At 69.3% G+C, this 19,212-nt stretch carries 9 protein-coding genes and 13 pseudogenes; 12 read left to right on the forward strand and 10 right to left on the reverse strand.

The window, feature by feature from the left end:
- Positions 1–22: 22 nt before the first annotated feature.
- Positions 23–730, reverse strand: a complete 708-nt coding sequence (cofC, locus tag BTZ20_RS09410) for a 2-phospho-L-lactate guanylyltransferase (protein ID WP_077041176.1) — start codon at positions 728–730, stop codon at positions 23–25.
- Positions 731–839: 109 nt separating this feature from the next.
- On the opposite strand from cofC, the pseudogene BTZ20_RS09415 reads away from it, so the two are divergent.
- Positions 840–1,833, forward strand: a pseudogene (locus BTZ20_RS09415) (NAD(P)H-dependent glycerol-3-phosphate dehydrogenase).
- 81 nt (positions 1,834–1,914) lie between these two features.
- Positions 1,915–3,006 (forward strand): annotated as a pseudogene (locus BTZ20_RS09420) (D-alanine--D-alanine ligase family protein); the annotation flags it as partial.
- Between the two features lie 35 nt (positions 3,007–3,041).
- Here the strand turns inward: BTZ20_RS09420 and BTZ20_RS27165 are convergent.
- Both BTZ20_RS27165 and BTZ20_RS09430 read right to left on the reverse strand, forming a co-directional pair.
- A pseudogene (locus tag BTZ20_RS27165) lies at positions 3,042–3,664 on the reverse strand (DUF3515 domain-containing protein).
- Positions 3,643–3,870 carry an Lrp/AsnC ligand binding domain-containing protein gene (locus tag BTZ20_RS09430; protein ID WP_077041177.1) on the reverse strand — a complete coding sequence of 76 codons (228 nt, stop codon included), beginning with the start codon at positions 3,868–3,870 and terminating at the stop codon, positions 3,643–3,645. Before BTZ20_RS09430 ends, BTZ20_RS27165 begins: the two are co-directional and overlap by 22 nt.
- A gap of 195 nt (positions 3,871–4,065) precedes the next feature.
- On the opposite strand from BTZ20_RS09430, the pseudogene BTZ20_RS09435 reads away from it, so the two are divergent.
- From BTZ20_RS09435 to BTZ20_RS09445, 3 pseudogenes are all read left to right on the forward strand, one after another.
- A pseudogene (locus tag BTZ20_RS09435) lies at positions 4,066–4,973 on the forward strand (thiamine-phosphate kinase).
- 13 nt (positions 4,974–4,986) lie between these two features.
- Positions 4,987–5,507 (forward strand): annotated as a pseudogene (locus BTZ20_RS09440) (gamma carbonic anhydrase family protein).
- A pseudogene (locus tag BTZ20_RS09445) lies at positions 5,507–6,185 on the forward strand (uracil-DNA glycosylase). Before BTZ20_RS09440 ends, BTZ20_RS09445 begins: the two co-directional pseudogenes overlap by 1 nt.
- Positions 6,186–6,252: 67 nt before the next feature.
- On the opposite strand, the gene BTZ20_RS09450 reads toward BTZ20_RS09445, so the two are convergent.
- Positions 6,253–6,906, reverse strand: coding sequence for a DUF4375 domain-containing protein (locus tag BTZ20_RS09450; protein ID WP_077041178.1), 654 nt, complete (start codon positions 6,904–6,906; stop codon positions 6,253–6,255).
- A gap of 161 nt (positions 6,907–7,067) precedes the next feature.
- Between BTZ20_RS09450 and BTZ20_RS09455 the strand changes: the two genes are divergently transcribed.
- Positions 7,068–7,409: a YciI family protein gene (locus BTZ20_RS09455; RefSeq protein ID WP_077041179.1), complete on the forward strand. Its 342-nt coding sequence runs from the start codon at positions 7,068–7,070 to the stop codon at positions 7,407–7,409.
- Positions 7,410–7,424: 15 nt separating this feature from the next.
- Here the strand turns inward: BTZ20_RS09455 and BTZ20_RS27920 are convergent, their stop codons facing one another.
- The 4 genes and pseudogenes from BTZ20_RS27920 to rpmB all read right to left on the reverse strand — a co-directional run bounded on the left by BTZ20_RS27920 (position 7,425) and on the right by rpmB (position 10,128).
- On the reverse strand, positions 7,425–7,697 hold the full coding sequence (locus BTZ20_RS27920; protein ID WP_262982593.1) for an HNH endonuclease: 273 nt from the start codon (positions 7,695–7,697) through the stop codon (positions 7,425–7,427).
- Positions 7,698–7,947: 250 nt separating this feature from the next.
- Positions 7,948–8,862 (reverse strand): annotated as a pseudogene (locus tag BTZ20_RS09460) (DUF222 domain-containing protein); the annotation flags it as partial.
- Positions 8,863–9,057: 195 nt separating this feature from the next.
- Positions 9,058–9,854 (reverse strand): annotated as a pseudogene (locus tag BTZ20_RS09465) (enoyl-CoA hydratase/isomerase family protein).
- A gap of 82 nt (positions 9,855–9,936) precedes the next feature.
- Positions 9,937–10,128 (reverse strand): 50S ribosomal protein L28, encoded by a 192-nt coding sequence (gene rpmB, locus BTZ20_RS09470; protein ID WP_072750141.1) that lies wholly within the window; start codon positions 10,126–10,128, stop codon positions 9,937–9,939.
- A 231-nt stretch (positions 10,129–10,359) separates the two neighbouring features.
- Here rpmB and BTZ20_RS09475 point away from each other — a divergent pair.
- A pseudogene (locus BTZ20_RS09475) lies at positions 10,360–11,987 on the forward strand (DAK2 domain-containing protein).
- Positions 11,988–11,995: 8 nt separating this feature from the next.
- Positions 11,996–14,234 (forward strand): annotated as a pseudogene (gene recG / locus BTZ20_RS09480) (ATP-dependent DNA helicase RecG).
- A gap of 38 nt (positions 14,235–14,272) precedes the next feature.
- Here recG and BTZ20_RS09485 read toward each other — a convergent pair.
- The gene (locus BTZ20_RS09485; RefSeq protein ID WP_077043598.1) at positions 14,273–15,220 is read right to left on the reverse strand and encodes a M23 family metallopeptidase; all 948 of its coding nucleotides are present in this window, start codon (positions 15,218–15,220) and stop codon (positions 14,273–14,275) included.
- 42 nt (positions 15,221–15,262) lie between these two features.
- Positions 15,263–16,077: pseudogene (locus BTZ20_RS09490) on the reverse strand (cytochrome c biogenesis CcdA family protein).
- A 144-nt stretch (positions 16,078–16,221) separates the two neighbouring features.
- Between BTZ20_RS09490 and BTZ20_RS27925 the strand changes: the two are divergent.
- The 4 genes and pseudogenes from BTZ20_RS27925 to BTZ20_RS09510 form a co-directional block, all read left to right on the forward strand.
- Positions 16,222–16,578: pseudogene (locus BTZ20_RS27925) on the forward strand (BlaI/MecI/CopY family transcriptional regulator); the annotation flags it as partial.
- Between the two features lie 405 nt (positions 16,579–16,983).
- A complete protein-coding gene (locus tag BTZ20_RS29005; RefSeq protein ID WP_262982594.1) occupies positions 16,984–17,547 on the forward strand; it encodes a M56 family metallopeptidase in 564 nt (187 codons plus the stop codon).
- Between the two features lie 14 nt (positions 17,548–17,561).
- Entirely contained in the window at positions 17,562–17,939 is a 378-nt protein-coding gene (locus BTZ20_RS09505) for a hypothetical protein (protein ID WP_077043599.1), read from the forward strand.
- A 209-nt stretch (positions 17,940–18,148) separates the two neighbouring features.
- Positions 18,149–19,173: pseudogene (locus BTZ20_RS09510) on the forward strand (PLP-dependent cysteine synthase family protein).
- The last annotated feature ends 39 nt before the right edge of the window (positions 19,174–19,212 follow it).

Raw genomic sequence — 19,212 nt, forward strand, 5'->3', positions numbered from 1 at the left:
GTGGGCGACAATCGATGCGCATTTATCTTCGGTGAATTCGCCGGGCGGTTCCCGCGACGCCGGGCCAGCCGATCCGGTCGAGCTCCGCGGCGGTTGCCGGGCCGGGTCCCAGCATGACCGCGGCATCGAGGTCGGCCGCGGTGTCGACATCGAGTCGCAGCCCCGGCCAGTCGCCGGACAGTTCCGCTGCCCCGGAAAGGCGGTGCCGCCGCGCCGAGTCCGGACCGAACGCGGGGTCGAGGTCGGCCCGCGGATCCCCGACGATCAGCGCCGCGGTCCCTGTGCCGTGGTGATCGACCACGAACGAGCGGGGTGCCCGTGCGCCTGCGTCCAGCGCCGCCGTCAGCTCGCCCGGGCGTAGGCAGGGGAGATCGCCCTGCAATGCCACGATGGGTCCTCGGCCGTGGGTCGATCGCACATGGGTGGCGGCGGCCCGCAGGACGGCGTTGAGGCGATCGCCACCCTCGCCTGCCGGGTCGGCGTAGTGCCCGGCCCCGCACTCGCGCGCAACGCGGGCCACCGACGGGTCAGGGGTGATGACCGTGATCTCGGCGATCCCCGACGCGGTCGCGGCCGCCGTCAAGGTGTCGCGCAGCATGGCCAGCACGAGCGCAGTCCGCTCCTGTGGCCCGAGGCGGGCGGCCAGCCTGCTCTTGGCCCGGCCGAGCTCCTTGACCGCGATCAACACGTGCGCCTGCCCCGAGGGCGGCGTGCGATGCGCTGGGTCCATAGCGGCAATCCTGCCAGCACGCCGCCGCGGGCGAGCAGACCGCGGTGCCCCCGCGGCCGTCTACTCTTGGGTCCCGGCGGCAGCGGGTGGCGAGGGGAAGGGACATTCCATGAGCAAGGCAGCGGTACTGGGGCGGGGTCCTGGGGACGGCGTTCGCGAAGGTGTTGGCGGACGCCGGCACCGACGTCACGATGTGGGCGCGGAGACCCGAAGTGGCCGAGGCGATCTCGGCGGATCACCAGAATCTGTTCTACCTCGAGGGATCGCGTTGCCGCCCTCGCTGTCGGCCACCAGTGATCATCGCGTCGCGCTCGAGGGCGCCGACATCGTCGTCCTGGCCGTGCCCTCGCAGTCGCTGCGCGAGAACCTCGGTGCCTGGGCGCCGTCGATCGAGCCCGATTCGACGCTGTTGTCCCTGGCGAAGGGCATCGAGAGCGGGACACTGATGCGGATGAGCCAGGTCATCAGCCAGGTGGCGGGTGCGGATCCGTCGCGGGTGGCGGTGCTGTCGGGGCCCAACCTGGCCAGGGAGATCGCGGTGGAACAGCCAGCGGCCACCGTGATCGCGTGCACCGATTCCGTTCGCGCGGTGGATCTGCAAAAGGCTTGCGCCACCGGCTATTTCCGCCCCTATACCAATTCCGATGTGATCGGCTGCGAGGTGGGCGGGGCGTGCAAGAACGTGATCGCCCTTGCCTGCGGAATGGCATCGGGGATCGGTCTGGGGAGAACACCAACGCAACCATCATCACCCGTGGACTGGCGGAGATGATCAGGCTCGGGGTGGCGCTCGGCGCGAACCCGGCGACGCTGGCCGGACTGGCGGGCGTCGGCGACCTCGTCGCTACCTGCTCCTCGCCGCTCTCGCGAAACCGGACCTTCGGCCACCACCTCGGTGCGGGCGGCTCCATGGAGAGCGCTCAGCGGGCCACGAAGGGCAGGTGGCCGAGGGTGTGAAGTCCTGCACCTCGGTGCGGGCGCTGGCGGCGAGTCACGACGTGGAGATGCCTCTCACCGACGCGGTTCATCGGGTCTGCCACGAGGGCATGTCGGTCCCGGATGCCGTCGGACTGCTCCTGGGGCGGCGCACCAAGCCAGAGTGAGCAGCCCGAACGGTTCGAGTGGTCCCGATCAGCGGTGACCTGACGCGGCAGATCGGTTGGTCCAACGGTACGGTTCGGTACGTGAGTAATCCGCGTACGAGGGTGGCTGTGGTCTTCGGTGGCCGTAGCAGTGAGCACTCCGTCTCCTGTGTTTCCGCTGGCAGTGTGCTTCGCAACCTCGATCCCGAGCGTTACGAGGTGGTGCCGATCGGCATCACCCCCGACGGTGCCTGGGTGCTCGGTCCGACGGACCCCGACGCCCTCACCATCGCGGGCCGCTCACTGCCCACCGTCGACGCGGCGGGTACCGCACTGACCCTGACCGCCGACCCGACCCGTTCGGGCGCGCTGGTGTCCCTGAGCAACGACGAGGCCGGAGCGGTCCTCGCGTCGGTGGACGTGGTGTTCCCGGTCCTGCACGGCGCTTACGGCGAGGACGGCACCATCCAGGGCCTGCTCGAGCTCGCGGGCCTGCCCTATGTCGGTCCCGGCGTGCTGGCCAGCGCGGCGGGCATGGACAAGGAGTTCACCAAGAAGTTACTCGCGGCCGATGGGCTGCCGATCGGGGAGCAGGTGGTGCTGCGCGCGGGTACCACTACGGTGTCGCCCGCCGATCGCGAGCGGCTCGGCCTCCCGGTGTTCGTCAAGCCCGCCCGCGGTGGATCCTCGATCGGGATCTCCCGGGTGTCGTCCTGGGATGATCTCGACGCGGCGATCGAGATGGCCCGCAGCCACGACCCGAAGGTCATCGTGGAGGCGGGCATCGTCGGCCGCGAGGTCGAGTGCGGTGTACTCGAATTCCCGGATGGCTCAGTGAAATCCAGTGTCGTGGCGGAGATCCGGATGCCGGAGTTCGCGGGCGACGACGGCGCCTTCTACGACTTCGACACCAAGTACCTCGACGACATCTGCGAGTTCGACGTGCCCGCCAAGCTCGACGACGCGATCAGCGAGGAGATCCGGGCGATCGCCGTGCGGGCCTTCGCCGCGCTCGACTGCCAGGGGCTCGCCAGGGTCGACTTCTTCATCACCGAGAACGGTCCGGTGATCAACGAGATCAACACGATGCCCGGGTTCACCTCGATCTCGATGTACCCGCGGATGTGGGACGCGGCAGGGATCGACTACCGGACCCTGGTGTCCACTCTGGTCGAGACGGCGCTGGCCCGGGGACCGGCCTGCGCTGACGGCAGGCCGGCAGGCCCGGGTCAGGGCGTCGGAATGGGCGCCGGGTCCAGCGGTCGCTGTTCCAGCGCGCCGGTGATGGCGGTCGAGGCGTCCTGCAGTGGGGTCGGACCCGATCCGTGCGGCACGGTCAGTGCGACGTAGACCCCGCGATCGACCGCGAACCAGGTACTGGCGTCCAGTCCCTCCTCGCCGGGAACCTCGAACCACTGCACCGCGTCGACCACCGTTAACGGCGATGCCGCGTTGAACTCGAGCGGGCGGTCGACCCCACAGCGAAGCACGACCTCTTTGGCGTCGTCCGCCTGCCAAGCGGCCGCGCCGACGGGGCCGGATCCATCAGTTCGGCCCTCTCGAAATCGCCGAGGTTCTCGGGCAGATCCGCGATCAGGGCCGCGCACTCGGGGGACTCGGCGGCGGGGGCGGGCACCGTGCCCAGCGCGACCGGCTCCCGGATGGGGTCGCGTCCGGCGATCACGGCGGCGACCAGCACGCCGACCACAAGGGCGACCGGAAGGGCGACCGCGACGGCGATCAGCGCCGGGCTGCGCCGGGCGGTGGGGTGGGGTTCTGCGGGTTCGGGAGCGTCAGCGGAATCGGGGAGATCGGGGTCGTTCACGGTTACTAGTGTGCCGCAACCTGACATGTGAGGGTCCGGGTGATTCCCTGGACGCGCTGAATCCGCTGCACCACGCCCGGTAGCTCGGTCGTGTCCGCGGCCTCCACCCGGACGACCACGTCGTAGGGGCCGAGGACGTCCTCCGCGCTGAGAACGCCAGGTAGCTGGCTGATCACCTCGGAGACGAGCAGGGCCTTGCCGACCTCGGTCTGGATCAGAACGAAAGCTTGCATCGCTGACGCCCCTTCTCGGTGCAGTGCCCGCGACCTCGGTAGAGTCGCGGTGGCCCTGGCCTGCCACTTGCACGGTCGGGTCACTCCCGGCTGCGATAAAGGGTACCGGTTCTCATTCCTCGGAGGTGCGTCATCGAATCGACTGATCGCGGCACCGATGCCGGGCGCACGGTCGCCGACATCGGCGAATTCGCGGTGATCGACCGGGCGGTGGCGGGTCGAGCGCAACCCGAGAGCACGCTGCTCGGCCCCGGTGACGACGCCGCGGTGGTGCGGGCGCCGGACGGCGCGGTCGTCGCCTCGACCGACATGCTGGTCGAGGGCAGGCATTTCCGGCTGGACTGGTCGACTCCCGACCAGGTGGGGCGCAAGGCGGTCGCGCAGAACGGCGCGGACATCGTCGCGATGGGCGCGTGGCCGACCTCGTTCCTGGTCGCGATCGGGTGCCCACCGAGCACGCCGGTGTCCGTCACCGACGCGCTGACGGACGGGATCTGGGCCGAGGTGGCCGGGTTCGGTGCGGGTGTGATCGGCGGGGACATGGTGCAGGCGGAGCACTTGGTGGTCTCGATCACGGTGCTCGGCGACCTCGGCGGGCACGCGCCGGTATTGCGGTCGGGGGCGCGTCCCGGTGATCAGGTGGCCGTCGCGGGTCGGCTCGGCTGGTCGGCGGCTGGACTGTCCGCGTTGCTCGCCGAATCCGGTCGTTTCCCGGAACTGGTTGCCGCGCACAAGGTTCCGGTCCCTCCCTACGAGAGCGGTCCGGTTGCGGCGCGCGCAGGGGCCTCCGCCATGACCGATGTGTCCGACGGATTGATCGCCGATCTGGGGCACATGTGCACAGCTTCGGGGGTCGCGATGGACCTGGACAGCGCGCTGCTCGAACCTGGGCCCGAGCTGTCCGAGGCCGCGACGGCGCTGGGGCGGACGCGCTCGACTGGGTGCTCACCGGTGGCGAGGACCATGCCCTGGCCGCGACCTTCCCCGCCGATGCGCCGCTGCCTTCGGGCTGGCGGCGGATCGGGTCGGTCCTGGCCGGTGACGGCGTGCAGGTCGACGGCCGTTCCTGGGCGGGCGGCGGCGGATGGCAGAGCTTCGATTAGATAGATTGCCCGCATGCCTATCTACGCCCTCGGTGACCGCGTTCCCGACATCCATCCGGACGCGTACGTCCACCCCGACGCCGTGGTGATCGGTGCGGTCACCCTGGCCGCGGGCGCCTCCGTGTGGCCGCAGGCAGTGCTGCGCGGCGACTACGGCACCATCACGATCGGCGCGGACACCAACATCCAGGACGGCACAGTCATCCACTGCACCCCGATCGATCCGACGGTGATCGGGTCGGGCTGCGTGGTGGGGCACAGCGCGCACATCGAGGGCGCCACCATCGGCGACAACTGCCTGATCGCGTCCGGATCGGTCGTGCTGAACGGCTCGAAGGTCGGCAGCGGCGCGATCGTCGGCGCCGGGGCCGTCATCCCGTTCAGGTTCGAGGTGCCCACGCGGCGGATGGCGCTCGGCGTGCCCGCGAAGATCCGCGAGGGCTACGAGGTGCCCGAGGGCACCTGGATATCAACGTGAAGACCTATTCGGCGAACGCCGCGTTCTACCGGGACGCGCTCCGGCGTCTCGACTGATGCCTGCCCGAGCTCTCGACGAGCTGATGGAGGCGGGCTGGGCGCAGGCCCTGGCGCCGGTCGCGGTGCAGATCTCCGCGATGCAGGAGTTCGTTCGTGACGAGGCCACACAGGGCCGCGACCCCCTGCCCGCCCAGGAGAACGTGCTGCGTGCCTTCCGGCAGCCGTTTCGTGACGTTCGGGTGCTGATCGTGGGACAGGATCCGTACCCGACGCCGGGACATGCGGTGGGACTGAGCTTCTCGGTGGCGCCCGACGTGCGTCCTGTGCCGCGCAGCCTCGGCAACATCTTCGCCGAGTACAGCGAGGATCTGGGGTTGCCGACGCCCGGCAATGGCGACCTGACGCCGTGGAGCGAGCGGGGGTGCTGCTGCTCAACAGGGTGCTCACCGTCGAGTCCGGCAGGGCGGCTGCCCATCGAGGCAAGGGCTGGGAGGCCGTGACGGAGCAGGCCATCCGGGCGCTGGTCGCGCGGCCCGAGCCGATGGTGGCGATCCTGTGGGGGCGGGACGCGGGCACCCTGAAGCCGATGCTCGGCGATGTGCCGGTGATCGAGTCCGCGCACCCGTCGCCGCTGTCCGCCCGGCGTGGGTTCTTCGGGTCGCGGCCGTTCAGCCGCGCCAATCGGCTCCTCGACGAATTGGGGGAGGGCCGGTCGACTGGCGGCTGCCGTTCTGAGCCAACGGGCATCCATGTGTTGTTGTCGTAGGAATTGAGCCGGTAGGGACGCTTGTCTCCCTTGCGATCAGGGGCCGTAGTGCTCCACGACGAGGCGGGTGAGCGGGTCGGGGTACTCCCAGAAAGCTTCGTCCAGCTCGCCCAGGCGTTCGTTGTCGGCTTCGGTCAGACGGCCGTAGATGTCCGAGATCGATTCGATCCCGCCTGCGGCGAGATGCGGCTCGACGACGATGAACATCGCCCGCAGTATGCCCGCGGCCGCAGTCGCGCCGACCGCATCCAGCGCGGCGACCGCGGTCTCGTGATTGCGGATGCCCCAGTTCCCGAGGAACTGCAGGAACCCGCCGTTGTTGATGTCGGCCTCCGCCCGCCACAGCGCGACAAGGTCGCGGTCACGCGGCGAGATCGCATCCGTGTTCCAGTCGGCGGTCTTGAGTCGGCCGAGGGCGGCGTCGTAGAGGCGATCCTGCAGGATCTCCCACACACTCACCATTCCCTCCGGGCTCGGATCCCACAGCTCAGGCCAGTTCACGCCGTGACCGTCGTCGATCAGCCGCCACCGCTCACGCTCCGCGGGTGTCGCCTTCTCCAGACGAACATGGCGCCGGAGCGGCTCAGCGAGTGTTTGCCCGTCGGCGAGGGTCAGCACGACGGCGGTATCGGTGAGGGCGACGCCGGTGATGCGGTACGTCCCGTTCGTGTCGAATCGATCCTCTGTCACGCGGAAATCCTAATCAGCGTCCTGAACTGGGGTGATGACACTGCCCGGTCGACTCGGTGAGAGTGGGTAGTGGGGTCCGGTCGAGTCGGATCTTGTGTGCAGCGCGCCCGTGTCGGCGAGGATGGATCAGATCCCTGAAAAGGTAAGAAGGAGTCGACGCGATGACGAAGTACCTGATCTCGTTCCCGAGTGGCGCCATGGACTTTCCCGACGAGGTTCTGCAGGCAGCGTCGGATGCGTCGCACGCGGTGGTGGAGGAGGCGAAGGACGCCGGCGTCTGGGTGTTCGGTGGTGGAATCGACGAGAGCGTTCCGCCTGTCCTTGTCGATGGGGATGGCACGGTGACCGAGGGCACGTACCCGCAGACGAAGCAGCTCGACGGCGGTTACACGGTGCTGGAGTTGCCCTCCCGCGAGGCAGCACTGGAATGGGCTGCGAAGATCGCGGTTGCCTGCCGGTGCGCGCAGGAGGTGCGCGCGTTCCATTACGACCCCGCCAGCTGACGAGGTTCGCGCTGACTATCGACGACCCTGCGCTTTCGTCGGGCTCGGTCGAGGAGCTCTTTCGGGTGGTGGCGGTGGTTGATGCGGGGTTTTTGCTGGGGTCGATGTGCGGTGGTGGGATCCATTGGGTGCGTCCGGCGTATTCGGTGCCTTTGGGTGCGGTGCGGGTTTCCAGCCGCCGGGTCCGTCGTGGATCAGGGCGTGGCAGCCATCGCATCCGAGCGTGAGCACGCCAATGTCGGTGGTGCCGCTCTTGGACCAGTCGTGGATGTGGTGGACGGCGGTCATCGTGGCCGGTGCGTCGCAGCCGGGCCTGGTGCAGCCGCGATCGGCGGCGACCAAGGCGAGTCGTTGGTCGGCGGTAGCGAGGCGTTTCGAACGTCCGAGGTGCAGGGGTCTGCCGTTGTGGTCGAAGAGCACCAGTACCGGATGTGACCGTTCTGCGAGCCTGAGGGCGTCCTTGATCGGACGATCCCCCGGATGCGGTGGTGACCACACCTGTTTGTTGTTCGAGTTGATCGATTGTCAGCGTCAGGATCGTCGTCACCGGCAACCCGCGGTGCGACCCGAGGATGCCGGAACCGAGGAGGGCGCGTAGTGCTTCCTTGAATGCGTCGTGGTTGCGTTGTGCGGCGGTGCGGGTGTCGCGGCCCGCGGCCGCGGCGAGCTGGTCGCGGTCGAGGTTTGGGTGTTCGGCGGCGCCGGTGGGTGATTCGGGGTCGTCGGGGTTGTTCATCCCCGGCCGAGCCCATTTGGCGAGGATCGGGTCGAGCAACGCCCGGGTCTCGGGGTCGAGGTGCCCGGAGATCGGGGTCATGAGGTTCTGGTCCTGACGACCCAACCGGATCCCGCGCAGTCGCTTGCGGTCCTTCTCGTCGGTGAGGTCGCCGTCGGGGTTCAGGTGCGCGAGCAGATCATGTCCGGCCTTCTCGACGTCCTCCGGTGTTGCCGAGCGCGCCAGTTCCGCCAGGATCTCCTCCGCGGTCGCGACGTCGGAACTGCTGACGGCGTGCGGGATCTTGCGGATGACCTCGCGTATCGCGCGGGCGTGGTCCGGGCCGATGTCGCCGTCGCGTTGCGCGGCAGCGGTTTCGGGCAGGTCCGCGGGTAATTGCTCGCCGGAGAGCGCATGCCAGGTGCCGAGGGCCTTGGCTGCGGTGACCCGCGCGGAGGCGTCGGCCGCGGAGATCCGCAGCACGGCGATGAGCAGCTTGTTGACGGATTTGTGGCCCAGTTTCCCAGGTAGGGAACGTTCGACGGATTCGACGATCAGGTTGTGGCCGACTGCCGAGGCCCGGCGCAGCGTTTTCTCCAGCCGGCGCATGGTGTCGGTCAGCTCGTCGTCGGAGAGCCCGGTCAGATCGCTGTCGCATAGTCCCTCGACGGCGTCGGCGATCGTGGACAGGTGTTCCTGCACCTGCCCCGCAGCCCCGACCCCATTGATCGAACTCATGTTCGAAGTCTACCGCCGGGGTCTGACACAATGCTCCGCATCGGATCTGCTGATGGCGGAGGAGCGCGCCCGGTTGATCACGAGCTTGAGTGACTCAAGGCGGGTCGTTCATGAGGTGCCCGTACGGCGACCGCAGGGAGGGCGGAACTCTCGGGGTCGCCCTCCCTGTGGTCTCCTACCGGTGCACCGGTCGAGCTACTGGCCGGCGGAGAAGTCGGCGCGGCGCTTCTCGACGAAGGCGTCGACACCCTCCCGGCCGGTCGGGCCTGCGGCCGCGGCCGAGATCGAGGCGGTCTCCGCATCCAGCTGCTCGGACAGCGAACGCTGACCCGACTGGGCGAGCAGGCGCTTGATGCCCGCATATGCGGCGGTCGGACCGGCGGCGAGGGTGCGGGCGACCCGCAGCGCCTCTTCGCGGATCTCGTCGTCGCCGACCAGCCTGCTCAGGATGCCGAGCCGCACCGCCTCGTCACCGCCGATGATCGCGTCGGTGAGCAGGATCTCGCGGGCCTTGGCGATCCCGACGATCCGCGGCAGCGTCCAGGACATGCCGCCGTCGGGGTGTACCCGATCGAGGGGTAGGCCGGGCGGAGCTTGGTGGACGGGCCGCCGATGGAGACGTCGGAGGCGCAGACCAGGCTCATGCCCGCGCCCGCCGCCCAGCCCTGAACCGCGGCCACGACCGGGATCTCGGTGGCGTCGATCGCACGGACGAAGTCGTGCAGGGTGCGTGCGAGGTAGTCGACGAACTCGCCGCGGTTCTCGGCGGCGGCGAAGGCTCGGACATTGCCGCCCGCGCAGAAGTTGGCGCCCTCGCCGATCAACAGGACGCTGCGCGCGGCGAGGGTGCCCGCCGTCACGGCCTGCAGGGCGGTGGTGCCCTGGCTCACCCCGTCGAAGTCGAGGGAGGTGCCGTTGTCGGCGGTGGCGATTGCGATTCGGAGTACGTCGCCTTCGAGGCGGACGTGGCTGAGGCCGTCGAGTGAAGTCACCGATGAACCATATCGGGCCGCAGATACGACTGTGCCCCGACACCTGAGGTGTCGGGGCACAGTCGTGAAAGCGTGAAACGCGTCAGCCGCGGACGACCTTGCCAGCCTTGAGGCAGGAGGTGCACACGTTGAGCTTCTGACGGGTACCGGGTCCAACCTGGGCCCGGACAGTCTGAATGTTCGGGTTCCAACGACGGTTGGTACGCCGGTGCGAGTGCGAGACCGACTTACCGAAGCCGGGCCCCTTGGCGCATACGTCGCAGACGGCAGCCATAGTCGCGAACTCCTTGAATTGATGTACGGATATCTTCTTTGGTGCTGGCCTACGAACACGGGACACCGAAGTGACCCTTGCGAGGCAACCCTGCAAGAGTAACCGTATCCGTGTTGATTGACCAAACCGGCCTGTCCCGCACGTGGAGCCGGGCGGACCGTCTGTGGAGAAGGATAGTCTGGCCGAGCCGAGCAGTTACCACTAGGGCAGAGAGGAAGAGTCGAGTTGCTCATTGCCCTGGACAGCGTGGACGGCGAGGCGTTGCTGCGTTGGTCGCGGCGGTGCGTGGACGGCCTGGTCGCCCGCTGCGAGGAGATCAACAGCCTCAATGTCTTCCCGGTTCCGGACTCGGACACCGGCACGAATCTCCTGTTCACCATGCGCGCGGCCGCCGAAGGCGCCGAGGTCGTCGGCCCCGCCGCCTCGGTGGGTGCGGTGGCCGCGGCCCTGGCCCGAGGCGCGGTCGCGGGAGCGCGCGGTAACTCCGGTGTGATCCTGTCCCAGGTGCTCCGTGGGATCGCCGAGGTCGCGGGTGACGAGCCGCTGGACGCCCGGCTGCTGCGCGGTGCACTGAACGAGGCCGCCGTGCTGGCGACCGAGGCGATCAGCATCCCGGTCGAGGGCACGATCGTGACGGTGCTCCGGCACGCAGCAGCGGCGGCGGACGGGTGCCCGCACGACGCGGCGCTGTCGGTGGTGGCCGTGGAGGCAGCGGACGCCGCCGCCGAAGCGCTCGCGCGCACCCCCTCGCAGCTCTCCGTCCTCGGCGCGGCAGGCGTGGTCGACGCGGGCGGGCTCGGGCTGCTTGTCATTCTGGACGCGCTCGTCGGCGTGGTCACGGGGGCGACACCCGAGCGCCAGGACATCGTGGTCGCGCCGGTCACGCTGGCGACCCCCGGCGTGGTCGCACCGCCGTCCACCTGCGCGGACGAGCCGGGCGACCAGGACTACGAGGTGATGTACCTGCTCTCCGGGTCCGATTCGCGACGGGTGGACACCTTGCGGTCCCGGCTCGGTGAGCTGGGCGACTCGGTGATCATCGTCGGCGACGGCGAGGGCTCCTGGTCTGTGCACGTGCACTGCTCGGATCCCGGCCCCGCGATCGAGGCCGGACTCGCCGCGGGCCGCACCCACGACATCCGGATCTCCTGCTTTGCCCTCGACGAGGCTCGGGCGGGGACGGTGGCCAGGCGGGCGGTCGCGACCGACCGCGGGGTTCTCGCAATCGTCGCGGGCGACGGCGCCGCCGACCTCTTCGCGGGGAGGGTGCGACGGTGCTCCGCTGTGACGAACCGGTCACCCCCGAGCAGCTGCTCGACGCGATTCGCGCGCTCGACTGCGGTGAGGTGCTGGTGCTCCCGAACGGCGCACTCTCGGCGCCGGAGCTGGTGACCATCGGTGTCGCCGCCCGCGACGAGAGCCACGAGGTGCTCCTGCTGCCCTGCTCGTCGATGGTGCAGGGGCTTGCCGCCCTTGCAGTGCACGACCCGGGGCGGGCCGCTGTCGACGACGTGTTCGCGATGTCCGAGGCAGCCGCGACGACGCGCTGGGGATCCTTGCGGGTGGCGACGGAGCGGGCGCTCACCCTGATGGGTACCTGCGAGGCCGGCGACGGGCTCGGGCTGATCGGACGCGAGGTCGTGGTGATCGCGCCCGACCCGGCCGAGGCGGGCAGGCGCCTGATCGACCAGGTTCTCGGGGTCGGCGGCGAACTGCTGACGTTGTTGTTGGGGGCCGAGATTCCCGCGGGCTTCGCCGATCTCCTGTCGGAGCATGTCGCGGCGCGCCACCAGGGCGTCGAGGTGTTGATCTACGAGGGCGGGCAGTCCGGGGATCTGCTGCAGCTCGGCGTCGAATAGGCGGTGTGATGGCTACTCTGACCGATCGGATCGATCACCTGCTCGGCCGCAAGGTCGCGGAGCCGCTCGCGGAGGCGTTCGGGATCGAGACCGTGCAGGACCTGCTGCGGCACTATCCGCACCGGTACGCGACGCAGGGCGCCGAGCTCGGCGAGAAGGAGCCGCCCGAGGGCACGCACCTGACGATTCTGGCGACGGTGACCTCGGCCGCGATCATCTCGATGAAGTCGCGCAGCGGGAAGATGCTCAAGGTGGTGCTGACGTCCGACAAGCAGAGCGTCGACGCCACCTTCTTCAACCCGCAAAAGGTGGCACACTCCATCAAACCCGGTGTGCGCGCGATGTTCTCGGGGAACGTGAAGTACTTCAGGGGCAAGCTGGGGCTCACGCACCCCAGCTATCTCATCCTGCCGAACCGCGACGAGGACGACGGTTCGGTGGTGGCCGCGGGCAAGGTGCGCGGCGGTGGTGCTCTGGCCGGGATGGCGCGCAGCGCACAGGATCCGGGCGCAGGAGTCGACATGTCGATCTTCGAACGGAACCTCATCCCGCTGTACCCGGCGACCCGCGAGGTCGAGAGCTGGACGCTGCTGCGGTGCATCCGCCAGGTGCTCGACCAGCTCGACGAGGTACAGGACCCGTTGCCCGAGGAGATTCGGCGTGAGCACGGTCTGATCGGCCTCGACGAGGCGCTGCGATCGGTGCACCTGCCGGAGACGAAGGACGAGGTGGATCTCGCCCGCGAGCGTCTCCGGTTCGACGAGGCGGTCGCGCTGCAGTTGGTGCTGGCGCAGCGCAGCCACGAGGTGGCGGGACGGGTGGCACCCGCCTGCCCGCCGAAGCCCGACGGTGTCGCCGCCGCATTCGAGACGCGGCTGCCGTTCACTCTGACCGAGGGCAGCACGCGGTCGCCGAGGAGATCTCGGCAGACCTCGGCCGGGCACACCCGATGAACCGGTTGCTGCAGGGTGAGGTCGGCTCGGGTAAGACCGTCGTCGCTTTGCGCGCCATGCTGCAGGTGATCGATGCCGGCTACCAGTGCGCGCTGCTGGCGCCGACTGAGGTGCTCGCCGCGCAGCATGCCCGCTCACTACGGCAGATGCTCGGAAACCTCGCCATGGCAGGCGAACTCGGCGCCGACGAGCTGGCCACGCGGGTGACCCTGCTGACCGGGTCGATGTCGGTCGCGGCTCGCCGCGCCGCGTTGCTGGAGGCGGTGACGGGCGACGCAGGGATCGTGATCGGCACCCACGCCCTCATCCAGGACGGCGTCGAGTTCTTCAACCTCGGCATGGTGGTGGTCGACGAGCAGCACCGGTTCGGCGTCGAGCAGCGCGACGAGTTGCGTGGCCGGGCACGCGAGGGGCTCAGCCCGCACCTGCTGGTGATGACGGCGACGCCCATTCCCCGGACCATCGCGATGACCGTGCTCGGCGACCTGGAGACCTCGACGCTGCGGCAGCTGCCCGGCGGGCGTTCGCCCATCGTCAGCAAGGTCGTGCCCGCCCTGACCCAGCCTGCGTGGGTGGACCGCGCCTGGGAACGGATCCGCGAGGAGGTCGCCGACGGCAGGCAGGCCTACGTGGTGTGCTCGCGGATCGGCGAGGGCGACGACGCCCCGGACGCGAAGGAGCAGCCCACGACGGCGGCGTTGGCGCTGTTCGAGGAGCTGCGGTTCGGCCCGCTGTCCGATCTGCGGGTCGGCCTGCTGCACGGCCGGTTGCCCGCGGACGAGAAGGACGCGGTGATGCGCGATTTCACCGCGGGACTGATCGACGTGCTGGTGTGCACCACCGTCGTCGAGGTCGGGGTGGACGTGCCGAACGCGACCGTGATGGTGCTCAAGGACGCGGACCGGTTCGGCGTCAGTCAGCTCCACCAGCTCCGCGGCCGGGTCGGTCGCGGTGCCCATCAGGGCTGTGCCTGCTCATCACGGACACGAAGCCCGGCTCCCCGCCGTTCGAACGACTGACCGCGGTTGCGGGCACGAACGACGGCTTCGAGCTCGCCCAACTCGACCTCGCGCAGCGGCGCGAGGGCGACGTGCTCGGTGCCGCGCAGTCCGGCAGCACCACCACCCTCCGGCTGCTGTCACTGCTCGACCACGAGGACGTGATCGTGGCCGCACGCGAGTTCTCGCGCGCGGTGATCGACGCCGATCCAGACCTGGCCCGGCATCCGGGCCTGGCCTCGATGGTGACCGCCGCGATCGACGCCGACCGGATCGAATACCTGGAGAAGTCATGATCGGGCGCGGTGATCGCTCGCCGGTGTGAGTGCCTCGGTCAGTCGTCGGGACCGAGGATCGACGCGCCCCGCGATGCGAGCCATTCGATGGGGTCGACCTTGTCGCCCGACGGTGATTCCACCTCGAAATGTAGGTGCGGGCCGGTGGAGTTGCCGCGATTGCCGACGGTCGCGATCCGTTGACCGGCCCGCACCCGCTGGCCGACCGACACGGCGTTGTCGTTGTTGTGGCCGTAGGTGGTGACCGTTCCGTCGTCGTGCCTGATCCTGATCCACAGCCCGAAGCCCTGCGCCTGGCCCGCGCTGATCACCTCGCCGTCGGCAACCGCGACGATGGGGGACCCGAGCGTGTTCGCAATGTCGATGCCCTGGTGCCTGCGTCCGTCTCCGAAGGTCGAGGTGACGCTGCCGGCGGTCGGTGCCACGAACGGGCCGGTGGAGAGGTCGCTGCTCGATCCGCCCTCTGCGGTTTCTGTGATGTCCAGGGTGGAATCGGTTTCGCCGCTGGGGGTTTCGGTGACATCCTGGTTCATGCTCGGATGTGTGCTCTCCGTCGGGCCGAGTTCGATCGCGTCCAGCAGTCGTACGATGATCATCGGATCGATCGTCGTGAACTCGTCCGCACAGGCCGCCACCGCTACCTCGGCATCTGCCACGCCGTACGGGCTCAAGCATTCCGACAGGCTCCGTTGGGCAGATGCCAGGTCCACGAGCGATCCGTTGGCGCTAGCGTTCTCCAGGCTGGCGCTGGTGATGTTCGCGATCGTCTGCCACAGGGTGGGGTCGACGAGTGCGTCGGCCGTGTCGTCCGGTGTCGAGGCCAGCAGGCCTGCCACCAATCCCACGAGTGAGGTGTCTGCAGCGTCGGTCGGCGACACCGCGGCCGCGGTCCCGGCCGCCATGGCGGATGTGGCCGCGGCGGCGAGGACACAGGCGGTCGAGCGGGCGATTCGTCGGTGGGCGACGCGGGTTTTCGTCGAGCGCATCATGGGGTCCCTTCGGGTTGGTGGGGGTCGACGGGTATCCGGTCAGATCGGGAGCACCACCGAGCTGACGAACTCGTCGCGAATCCACGCGACGAACAGCTGCCATACGCCGGTGACCAGAGCCAGCCCGACCGCGATCAGCGTGACGCCGCCGACGATTTGCACGGTGCGCGAGTGCCTGCGCAGCCATCCGACACCGCTCATCGCCCGGTTGGACCCGAAGGCCAGTGCGATGAACGGCAATCCGAGGCCGAGGCAGTAGGCGACGATGAGCACAACGCCCCGTGCCGCGGTGGTGCCCTCGGTGCCGGCGGCGACGGAGAGCACCCCGGCGAGCGTGGGGCCCAGGCATGGGGTCCAGCCCAGGCCGAATGCGCCGCCGAGCAGCGGGGCCCCGATCAGGTGGGGATCCGTCGCGGGCGCGGTCGTAGGTCCCGTTGCAGCGCGGGGAAGAGTCCGATGAACGTCAGCCCCATCGCGATCGCGACCACACCGCCGAGCCGTTGCAGCAGATCCCGGTTGATCTGCAGTGCACTGATGAGTCCGAATACGGACGCGGTCGCGAGCACGAACACGACGGTGAACCCCGCGACGAACAACAGGGCTGCCCCGGTGACGCGCCAGCGCGCGGCACGCGCGGTGATGGTCGTGACGCCTCCGCGCCCGGACCCTGCAGATATCTCGGCACCCGAGATGCCCGCCAGGTAGGACAGGTAGCCGGGCACCAGTGGAATGCAGCACGGCGAGGCGAACGAGATCAGTCCGGCCAGGGCCGCGGCACCGAAGGCGAGCAGCAGCGGCCCCGATGCCGCGACTGATTGGAAGCTGGTGCCCCAGTCCTGGGCGAGCACGGTCATTGCGTCTCGAGCCTTCCGTCTTGGTCGCAGGGGCGGGCCGCGGTGGTTCCGGACCCGGGTCAGCGTAATCTACTATTTACGTACGTAGATAGTAGATGGCAACTTCGCCATACTCTTGGGTGCGGGCGACGGAGGGAGGCGACGGTGCGGGTGCGGGGGTTCGGCGAGCTCGAGGCGGCCGTGATGGATCGGTTGTGGAGCCGTGAGCGGGCGACGACGGTTCGTGAGGTTTTCGACGAGCTGTCCGCCGATCGCGAGATCGCCTACACCACGGTGATGTCCACGATGGACAACCTGCACCGCAAAGGCTGGCTCGAGCGGGAACGCGTCGGCAAGGCCTTCGCCTACTGGCCCACGATGACGAGGGAGCAACACACCGCGCGGCTGATGCGGGAGGCCTTCGACGGTGGCGGGCGATCCGACATCGTCCTGACCCACTTCATCGAGCAGATGAGCGACGAGGAATCGGCCACGCTGCGCGACGCGCTGCGCCGTCTCGCCGGGCCTGAGGGGCCTGATGAGCGCGGGGGCGTGTCTGCTGATCTACTCGGTGTCGATCGCAGTGTTCGCGCCTTCGGTGTTGACCCGATGGGCACATCACGGCAACGCACCCCGGCTGGGGGTGGCCGCGTGGGTCACCGCCATCGGCAGCGCGGTGGTCTCGTGGGTCGCGGGTGCCATCCTGCTCGCCATCGAACTGCCGCACGCGATGCCTGTCGCGGGGGAGTCGGTCGTCGGGTCTTGCCTGCAGTTCCTGCGGGGGTCCTCGGTGACGGCGGAACCGTCGGAGTGCAACTCGGGTTGCTCGTGTCGGCAACCGTGGTCGCGGTCATCGTCGGGTGGCGGCTGATCGGGGGACTTGCGGTCGCGCGCAGGCGTACTCACGCCCATGCACACGACACCCGGATGGTGGCGCGGCGCGTCGACGGAGTCGACGCCCTCGTCCTCGACGCCGGTGAGCGTGCCGCCTACTGCGTGCCGGGGCGCCCGCACGTCATCGTCGTCACCAGTTCCGCTCTGGACGCACTCGCTTCGCACGAGCTCGACGCCATCCTCGCCCACGAACGAGCACACCTGGACGGCCACCACCCGCAGTTGCTCGCCGTGCTCCGGGTGCTGGCGGGGGTTCTCCCGCGGGTGGCGCTGTTCACCACAGGGGCCGCCGAGGTCTCGCGTTTGCTGGAGATGTGCGCGGACGACGCGGCGACACGGATCCACGGGCGGGGCGCGCTGCTCGCCGGGCTGATCGCCCTGGCAGGCTCCGGGCCGATTCCCGCCCAGGGAATGGGCGCCACGTCGGTCGCAGTGCTGGACAGGGCGGGCCGTCTGGCCGCGCCCGCTCCCGGACCGGACCGGGTGCGTGCGCGGGCGCAGTTGGCGCTGGCGAGCGTCGCGGTCGCCACACTCGTGTTGGTTCCCGGACTGACCGCGGTCACCGGCGTCATGTGGTGCCCGCCGATGGCCCTGTGATCGGGCAACCCCGCGTGCGTGCAGCGGTCGTCGTGGGCGTCGTCTATCTGCTTGCACACACGATCCTGCAGTGCGGGTTCGCATTCGCGCACGGTGCCGAGCCGGATCCCGCGCACACGCTGTCGGCCACAGCGATCGAGACCGAACTCTCGCCTGCGCACACCCACATCGGAGATGTCGCGGAGCACGTGGCCCACGAGGAACACTCGCTCGCCTCGTTGCCGCGCGTCGACAACCCGTTCCGCCTGCTGGCCATCGCAGTGGCGATGGTCGCTGTGGTGGCCGCTTCGGTGTTGTGGTCCCCGCAAACCACGCGGTCCTCACCCGTGGTGTCCGCGCCCGCGCGCCGCGGGCGCGTGGTCCTGATCGAGCTGTGTATCGACAGGTGCTGATCGGTCGTGGACCGCCTCCGAGACTCCTCGGCGGTCGGTCATCGCTGTCACCGATCACCCGCCTGCGCCGAGCGCAGCGACACACAGGGACTTGATGTCACATGAATACTCTTGCGACCACGATCGATCATGCACCGTCGACCCAGCTTTCGACGCCGCCCGCGGCGCAATTGCTGACCACCGCGGGGCGCTGCCCGCAGCCGAGCACGATGGTGGGGAACACGCCCGTGCTCTGGATAGGTGAGCCGTTTGCCGACGCCGGCCGCGGGTTCTGGGCGAAACTCGAGGGGGCCAACCCCGGTGGGATGAAGGATCGACCCGCGCTGCACATGGTCGAGCGGGCGAAGCTAAGGGGTGATCTGGCCCCGGGCGCCATGATCATCGAATCGACAAGCGGCACATTGGGTCTCGGGTTGGCCCTGGCGGGGATCGTGCATCGGCACCCGGTCACCCTCGTCACCGATCCGGGCATGGAACCGATCGTGCACCACCTGCTCGCCGCCTGCGGGGCGAGGGTTGAGTTGGTCACCGAACCCCACGCGACCGGCGGGTGGCAGCAGGCCCGCCGGGACCGGGTGCACCAGCTCCTCGTGCGCAATCCTGGATCCTGGTGCCCGGACCAGTATCAGAATCCCGACAACGTCGACGCGTACGGCTCACTCGCGCTCGAGCTGATCGCACAGCTCGGCCGGGTCGACGTGCTGGTCTGTTCGGTGGGGACCGGGGGCACTCGGCGGGCGTGGCGAGGGTGCTGCGCCAGTACTGCCCCGATCTCCGATTGGTGGGGGTCGACACGGTCGGCTCGACGATTTTCGGCCAGCCGGCGGGAACCCGGATCATGCGCGGCCTCGGTTCGAGCATCTACCCCGCGAACGTCGACTACCCGGCGTTCGATGAGGTCCATTGGGTGGCGGCGTCGGAGGCGGTGTGGTCGTGCCGGACCCTGGCCGCGACCCATCACGCGAGCGGCGGGTGGAGCGTCGGGGCCGTCGCGCTGACCGCGGGCTGGGTGGCGCGGAACTCGGGCCCAGACGTCCGGGTGGCGGCGATCTTCCCGGACGGGCCGCAGCGGTATTTCGACACCGTGTACAACGACGAGTTCTGTGCGGCGAACGGACTTCTCGGCGACCCGCCACCGGCAGGGCCCGTCACGATCCAGCGACCCGATGACCAGGTTGTCGACAGGTGGACCCGCTGCGCCACGGTCATCGATCCGAGCGGGTCGCGCGCATGAGGGGTCTGATCGGGGGTTCCGAAGCTTCGACCGGCCCAG

This window comes from Rhodococcus sp. MTM3W5.2, from assembly GCF_001984015.1.
Taxonomy (GTDB): Bacteria; Actinomycetota; Actinomycetes; order Mycobacteriales; family Mycobacteriaceae; genus Rhodococcus_G; species Rhodococcus_G oryzae.